General features: G+C 38.9%; 6 protein-coding genes and 1 tRNA gene. All 7 read right to left on the bottom strand.

The window, feature by feature from the left end; all coding sequences use genetic code 11:
- Positions 1–4: 4 nt before the first annotated feature.
- Positions 5–80, bottom strand: a tRNA-Lys gene (locus CWB66_RS04495).
- A 171-nt stretch (positions 81–251) separates the two neighbouring features.
- Positions 252–1,001, bottom strand: coding sequence for a tol-pal system protein YbgF (gene ybgF, locus CWB66_RS04490; RefSeq protein WP_138584483.1), 750 nt, complete (start codon positions 999–1,001; stop codon positions 252–254).
- Positions 1,002–1,014: 13 nt separating this feature from the next.
- The gene (gene pal / locus CWB66_RS04485; protein ID WP_077537593.1) at positions 1,015–1,557 is read right to left on the bottom strand and encodes a peptidoglycan-associated lipoprotein Pal; all 543 of its coding nucleotides are present in this window, start codon (positions 1,555–1,557) and stop codon (positions 1,015–1,017) included.
- 34 nt (positions 1,558–1,591) lie between these two features.
- Positions 1,592–2,950: a Tol-Pal system beta propeller repeat protein TolB gene (tolB, locus tag CWB66_RS04480; protein ID WP_138584482.1), complete on the bottom strand. Its 1,359-nt coding sequence runs from the start codon at positions 2,948–2,950 to the stop codon at positions 1,592–1,594.
- Positions 2,951–2,959: 9 nt separating this feature from the next.
- A complete protein-coding gene (gene tolA / locus CWB66_RS04475) occupies positions 2,960–3,886 on the bottom strand; it encodes a cell envelope integrity protein TolA (RefSeq protein ID WP_138584481.1) in 927 nt (308 codons plus the stop codon).
- Between the two features lie 4 nt (positions 3,887–3,890).
- Entirely contained in the window at positions 3,891–4,322 is a 432-nt protein-coding gene (gene tolR, locus CWB66_RS04470) for a protein TolR (RefSeq protein ID WP_077537590.1), read from the bottom strand.
- Positions 4,309–5,013 carry a protein TolQ gene (gene tolQ / locus CWB66_RS04465; protein WP_077537589.1) on the bottom strand — a complete coding sequence of 235 codons (705 nt, stop codon included), beginning with the start codon at positions 5,011–5,013 and terminating at the stop codon, positions 4,309–4,311. The genes tolR and tolQ overlap by 14 nt, the downstream gene beginning before the upstream one ends.
- Positions 5,014–5,895: the final 882 nt, after the last annotated feature.

The following is a 5,895-nucleotide window of genomic DNA, read 5'->3' as shown; positions in this document are numbered from 1 at the left end:
AAAATGGTGGGTTATGATGGATTTGAACCATCGACCAATTGATTAAAAGTCAACTGCTCTACCAACTGAGCTAATAACCCGCTCTTTTTGCCGCATTTCAAGTGGGGTAACCATTCGTTTGCTGCGGGCGCTTATAATACTTATTTATAAAATGAGTGCAACCGAAATTGTCTCTTTTTTTAAGTTTTTCTGCCTAGTTGACCAATTTTAGACCGCTTATGACAAAAAGCAGTCTAATCAAGCCGATTCAATTATTTTGATAAGCGATTGGTGGCTAATTTTGCAGCAGTTGTGCTTGGATACTGATTAATAAGATCGCTCAGTATTTTTTGCGCATTTTCGGCAAAACCTTGCTCTTGTAAAAGCGTTCCTAACTTTAACATTGCATCAGGGCGTTTATTTGAATTAGGAAATTCGTTTACAACCACTTTAAAATGCTCAATTGCTTTAACTGGCGTATTTTTAATCGTTAACAATTGCCCAAGCCAATAATGTGCATTAGACACATAAACGGAATTTGGATACGTTGTTAAAAAAGTTTGAAACTCGGGAATTGCCTGATCATAGCGCTTATCTTTCATTATTAACGCAACAGCACGCTCGTACGCTTCGTTTTCAGATAAATCAGTGCTGTAGGTCTGCGCATCATTAGCTTGCGTGTAGTCCGTCGCAGGGACTACAGCCGGCTGTGTGTAAGCTTGGCTTACTCTATTTTCAATTTCTTGATAAAGTTCACGTTGGCGCTGCAGTACTTTTTCAAGCTTATAACTCTGCTCTTCAGTTACGCCTCGTATTTGACTGACTTCATCTTGTAATAAATTAAGTTGTTGCTGTAACTCAACTTGTAAAAAATTACGTGTCTGCATCAACTTTTCAAGTGACGCTAAACGCTTCTCAACACTCGTTTGTGAACTTGCAGCTTCTGAAACAGGAGCGGGAGCAGCCATTAACTGGGTGCTCCCGCTCAATATCATGGCTGCCAAAATAATTTTCGGCTTCATAATATCTCTTATCTTAGTAAACTAATACCGCACGGCGGTTTTTAGCGAAAGCTGATTCAGTGCGAGATTTAACCATTGGCTTCTCTTCACCGTAGCTTACCACTGACATTTGGCTCGCTGAAACACCTAAACTTTGTAGGTATTTTTCAACAGCTTTACCACGGTGTTCACCAAGTGCAATATTATACTCTGGCGTACCGCGCTCATCTGCATGGCCTTCAATGAGTACTTTAACTGATGAATTTTGAACTAAGAACTCAGCATGTGCACGAAGTAAATCAGCGTACTTGCCTTCAACTGTCGCTTTATCAAAGTCAAAGTAAATTACTTGCTCTTGACGAAGTGCTTCGTATTTTTGGCGAAGTTGCTCTTCTGCTTGTTGCTCAGGTGAAATAGTCGCTACTTCAACTGTATCATTATTCGTTGGCTGCTCAACAACAGCTTGATTTGTTTGATTTGCAGCACCGTCATCAATGTCTGATGATGAGCTACAAGCTGCTAATGTCATTACTGGCACAGCAATTAGCAGGCCTTTAAGTATTTTATTAAGTTGCATTGAGTTGATTCCTATTTTGAGTAAACCAGTAATATTACTGTAAATATGGCGACCAAGCTGGCGCCTTTACTTGTCCGTCTAGCACAGGTAACAGTGCTTTAAAGCGGCCGTCCATCGATACCAGCGCGAGTACCTGTTTATTATTATGGAGCGTGCTATAAATAATCATCGAGCCATTTGGCGCTATGCTCGGAGATTCATCAAGGCGTGTCCGCGTTAACACTTGAAACGCGCCTGTAGCCAGCTCTTTCTTAGCAAGATGATACTGCCCGTTAGTACGGTTTACCATCACTAATTCTTTTCCGTCAGGTGTTATAGAACCCGCTAGGTTCATATCGCCGTCAAAGGTCAACCTTCGCGACCTACCTGTTTGTAAATTTAACTTATAAATCTGAGCATTACCACCTCTTTCAGAGGTAAATACTATATCTTGGCTATTTGGGTGCCAAGATGGCTCAGTATCGATACTGCGATGACGCGTAAGTCGTGTTTCTTTACGTGTTGCTAGGTCCAACAAATAAATCTCAGTGGCTCCACCGTTGTCTTTTGACAATACCAATAACAACTTTTTACCATCAGGTGAAAACTGTGGTGCGCCATTAATCCCACGGTAACTAGCAATAACTTCTCGTTTACCCGTGTACAAATCTTGAATATAGATTTGGCTTTGGCGATTTTCAAACGTCACATAAGCTAATTTAGTGCCATCTGGCGACCAAGCCGGCGACATCAGTGGCTCTTTTGAGCGAAGCAATACTTGTTCATTAAAGCCGTCATAGTCAGCAACAACTAGCTGATAAGGCTTAGCATCTGTATCGCGCACAATAACATATGCTATCTTCGTTAAAAAAGCGCCTTTTTCACCGGTTAGCTTTTCGTAAATAACATCACTAATGCGGTGCGAGTAACGACGAAAGCCACTCTCCCCTATAACACTTTCACGCGCTTCTAAAATATGGCTTTGGCTTTTAACTAACTTACCATTGCTCATCATTTGCGTGTTGCCACCGGTTATTTGACCACGTATTACATCAACTAACTCATAACGAACTAGGTATCGCCCATCAGTTTGTTGTTCAACTTCACCAACAAGCACTGCCTCAACGCCTTTATTAACCCATGATGCGTAATCAATTTCACTGTCTTTGCTCGGTTGCTGCGGCATTTGCGCAACATTAACAGGCTTAAATTTACCACTGCGCATTAAATCGGCAGCAATAACACTATTCAACTCTTGCGGTATCGGGCCAATTCCTCTGTATTTAAAAGGTACTATTGCAATAGGCCTTGCACCATCAACCCCTTCTGTAATTACAATTTCAAGCGCTGCATGTGCAATACTCTGAAACCCCAATAATAAAACTAAACAGGCTATTTTTACTTTGTTGAACATATCATCCCTTTAAAACTCTGGCTTGATTGTTAAATTAATATTCTTGAGTTTATCGAATACATCTTTATCTTTAGAAACAGGTAGCGTGTCTGCCATTCGCACTGCTCTCAACGTCGCTTCGCACACTAATTTATCGCCGCCTAACGATTTAACTTGTGTAACTAAACCATTAAAGCCTAAGCGAATGTTAACTCTACACTGTTGATTTTTCATTTTTTCGTCAATCAGTAAGTTTTGTTGGATACGCGCCATAATTAAAGCACGGTATTTATCTACTTCACCGACGACTTGTTGTTGGCGTATTTTATTACGCGCAGCCTGCTCTTTAGCAAGTTGCTCTTGTAATATCTGCTCTTGCAACGCTTGCTGACGTTTACGTTCGGCCTCGGCTGCACGTTCTTTAGCTTCTAGCTCGCGTTTTTCACGCTCTGCTTCTGCTTTTTTTAGTGCATCTTCTTCGGTTTTACGTCTTTGGGCTGCCGCTTTTGCAGCGTTTTCAGCTTCTTCCTTTTGTTTTTCGGCTTGCTTTGCTTTAGCGCGTTCCTTTTGCTCAATTGCACGTGCTTTTTTTGCTTGGGCTTGCGCTTCTGCGGTTTCTTTCTCTTTTGCTTTGCGCTCTTGCTCTAACTTTTTAATGCTACGGGCTTCAGATTCGCGCTGCTTGCGCGCGTTTGCTGCTCTGCGTTCTAAATCGCGAATACGTTTATCTTCGGCCTGTTTTTTATCTTTTTCTTTTTTCTGCAGCTCAGCTATCTTTTGCTCAACCATTTTCTGATCGACGGTCACAGCCGATACCGCTTTATCTGCAGTTGGAATAGCCGAATTAAGCGTTACCTCCATAACTTTAGGTGCTGATGGATGAATGTTTGCAGATGCATACAAAAAACCACCAATACCTAAATGAAGTACTACCGACTTTATTAATGAACTATTCATACGGCTACTTTGTCCCCTCGAAGGATTCGGTCATTAACCCTACTGATGGTACGCCTGCATTTTTCAAAAAATCCATTAGTAACAACACTTCTTGATACGACACCTTGCCCGAACCTTTTATCATTACTGGTACGTCAGGGTTTTTCATTAGTTGTAACTTTATAACTGCGGCTACATCGAGCGCTTCCATAGGCTCTTCTGGATCTGTACCTACACTTACATAGTATTTACCTTGCGCATCAATAGAGGCAATAATGGGTGGGGTATCTTTAGTATCAACTAAATCGGACTCTTCCATTTTTGGTAAATCGACTTTTACACCATGTGTAATAAGCGGTGCTGTAGCCATAAATATAATAAGTAGTACCAACATTACATCAATGTAAGGTACTACATTAATTTCTGCGACCGGACGGCGCTTTTTACGCTGATACATTCGCTTGGGCCTCTATTTGAGTAGCTGCTTGACGATGCAAGATATTCGCAAATTCTTCCATAAAGTTAATATAATGAGATTCCAGTTTTTCGATTTTATTGGAAAAACGGTTATAGGCGATAACAGCTGGGATCGCGGCAAATAAGCCCATCGCGGTTGCAATAAGTGCTTCTGCAATACCTGGCGCGACCATTTGTAAGGTTGCTTGTTTAACTTCACCTAGCGCAATAAAGGCATTCATAATACCCCACACGGTACCAAATAAGCCTATATACGGGCTAATTGAACCAACTGTTGCTAAAAATGAAAGACTTGATTCGGTTTTTTCTATTTCACGAGAAAGCGCAACACGCATCGAGCGGTGTGTACCTTCCATAACAATGCCCGCACTTTGAAAAGTATTCTTTTTATGACGCGCAAACTCTTTAAAACCGGCGGTAAACAACGCTTCAATACCTTGAGATTGACCACTGCGTGACGATATTTCGTTGTATAACTTACTTAAATCAATACCTGACCAAAATTTTTGCTCAAACTTTTTAGTATTTGCCAAAGCATCCGATATCGCTTTTTTACGTTGAAAAATAATTGCCCAAGACATAACAGACATAGCAACTAGCCCTAACATGACTAGTTGAACAAGCAAACTGGCTTCTAAAATTAGATCTAAAAAATTAAGCCCTGATCCCACGTTAAACTCCTAAATAGTATCAAAATAAGAAAATTCTATAAATATGACTGCCTGTGCAGTCAAAAGTTGCAACTAGTGTATATAGTCCATTTCATACTGACAATCATATTGCTATGAATAACCAACAAAAAACGTTAAAAATAACCTTCGTATATGATTTATCCAACCCAAGTCAATAAACACACCATTTACAATTTAATATATTGCATTAAAGATGATTAAATATATCAATAAACTTCATAAATTAGAGCATTTATTCAAAATACGTGCATAAACACTCAAAAGCATCTTTAAGCTACCTTCACGTAATAGTAAAACTAATACTACAAAAAACAATAAAAACATCTACAAAGCTTATTTTTCATAAACTTACAAATCCAATGGTTGATTAACGAACAATGACTAAGTAGTAAAAAACACACTCGGATTATTTTTTCTAATCTGAAAATGTAAATTTTCTAGTTTGAACTTATAGTCGATATTGCGTATTATTAATGCATACCGAGCTAGTGCACTAAGTGATATTGTTTCATTACGCAAAGTTCTTAGTAATATGATTTTATCGTATTACATTGTTTTACTTTTTTGGATAAAACCTTAATTTGTAAAACGTAGTTCCCAAAGATTACTTCCTTCAACTTGTTGTTTGCCCGCATTTTTTGCGGGCTTTTTTTTGCCTATCATTTACCGCGTTACCTGATACATTCGTAAACTAATACCAATTGCATTAAATTAGTGATCTATTCTAGAAACAAAAAATAGTTCAATAGCAAGGCTAAAATTATGATACATAGTTGTTCTATCTAAATAATTTTTTAACGTACTTAGTGAGTTATCTAATACGCTATAATGATCTTGTTTTTAATAAAATTGTTATTATTA

This window comes from Pseudoalteromonas sp. S558 (assembly GCF_005886635.1).
Taxonomy (GTDB): domain Bacteria; phylum Pseudomonadota; class Gammaproteobacteria; order Enterobacterales; family Alteromonadaceae; genus Pseudoalteromonas; species Pseudoalteromonas aliena.
The sequence above is the reverse complement of the archived record's forward strand: the minus strand, read 5'-3'. Positions and strand labels throughout refer to the sequence as shown.

Bases quoted from the DNA above. Each gene is read 5' to 3' on its own strand.
- ybgF (WP_138584483.1), bottom strand. From the start codon at position 1,001: ATGAAGCCGAAAATTATTTTGGCAGCCATGATATTGAGCGGGAGCACC.
- pal (WP_077537593.1), bottom strand. From the start codon at position 1,557: ATGCAACTTAATAAAATACTTAAAGGCCTGCTAATTGCTGTGCCAGTA.
- tolB (WP_138584482.1), bottom strand. From the start codon at position 2,950: ATGTTCAACAAAGTAAAAATAGCCTGTTTAGTTTTATTATTGGGGTTT.
- tolA (WP_138584481.1), bottom strand. From the start codon at position 3,886: ATGAATAGTTCATTAATAAAGTCGGTAGTACTTCATTTAGGTATTGGT.
- tolR (WP_077537590.1), bottom strand. From the start codon at position 4,322: ATGTATCAGCGTAAAAAGCGCCGTCCGGTCGCAGAAATTAATGTAGTA.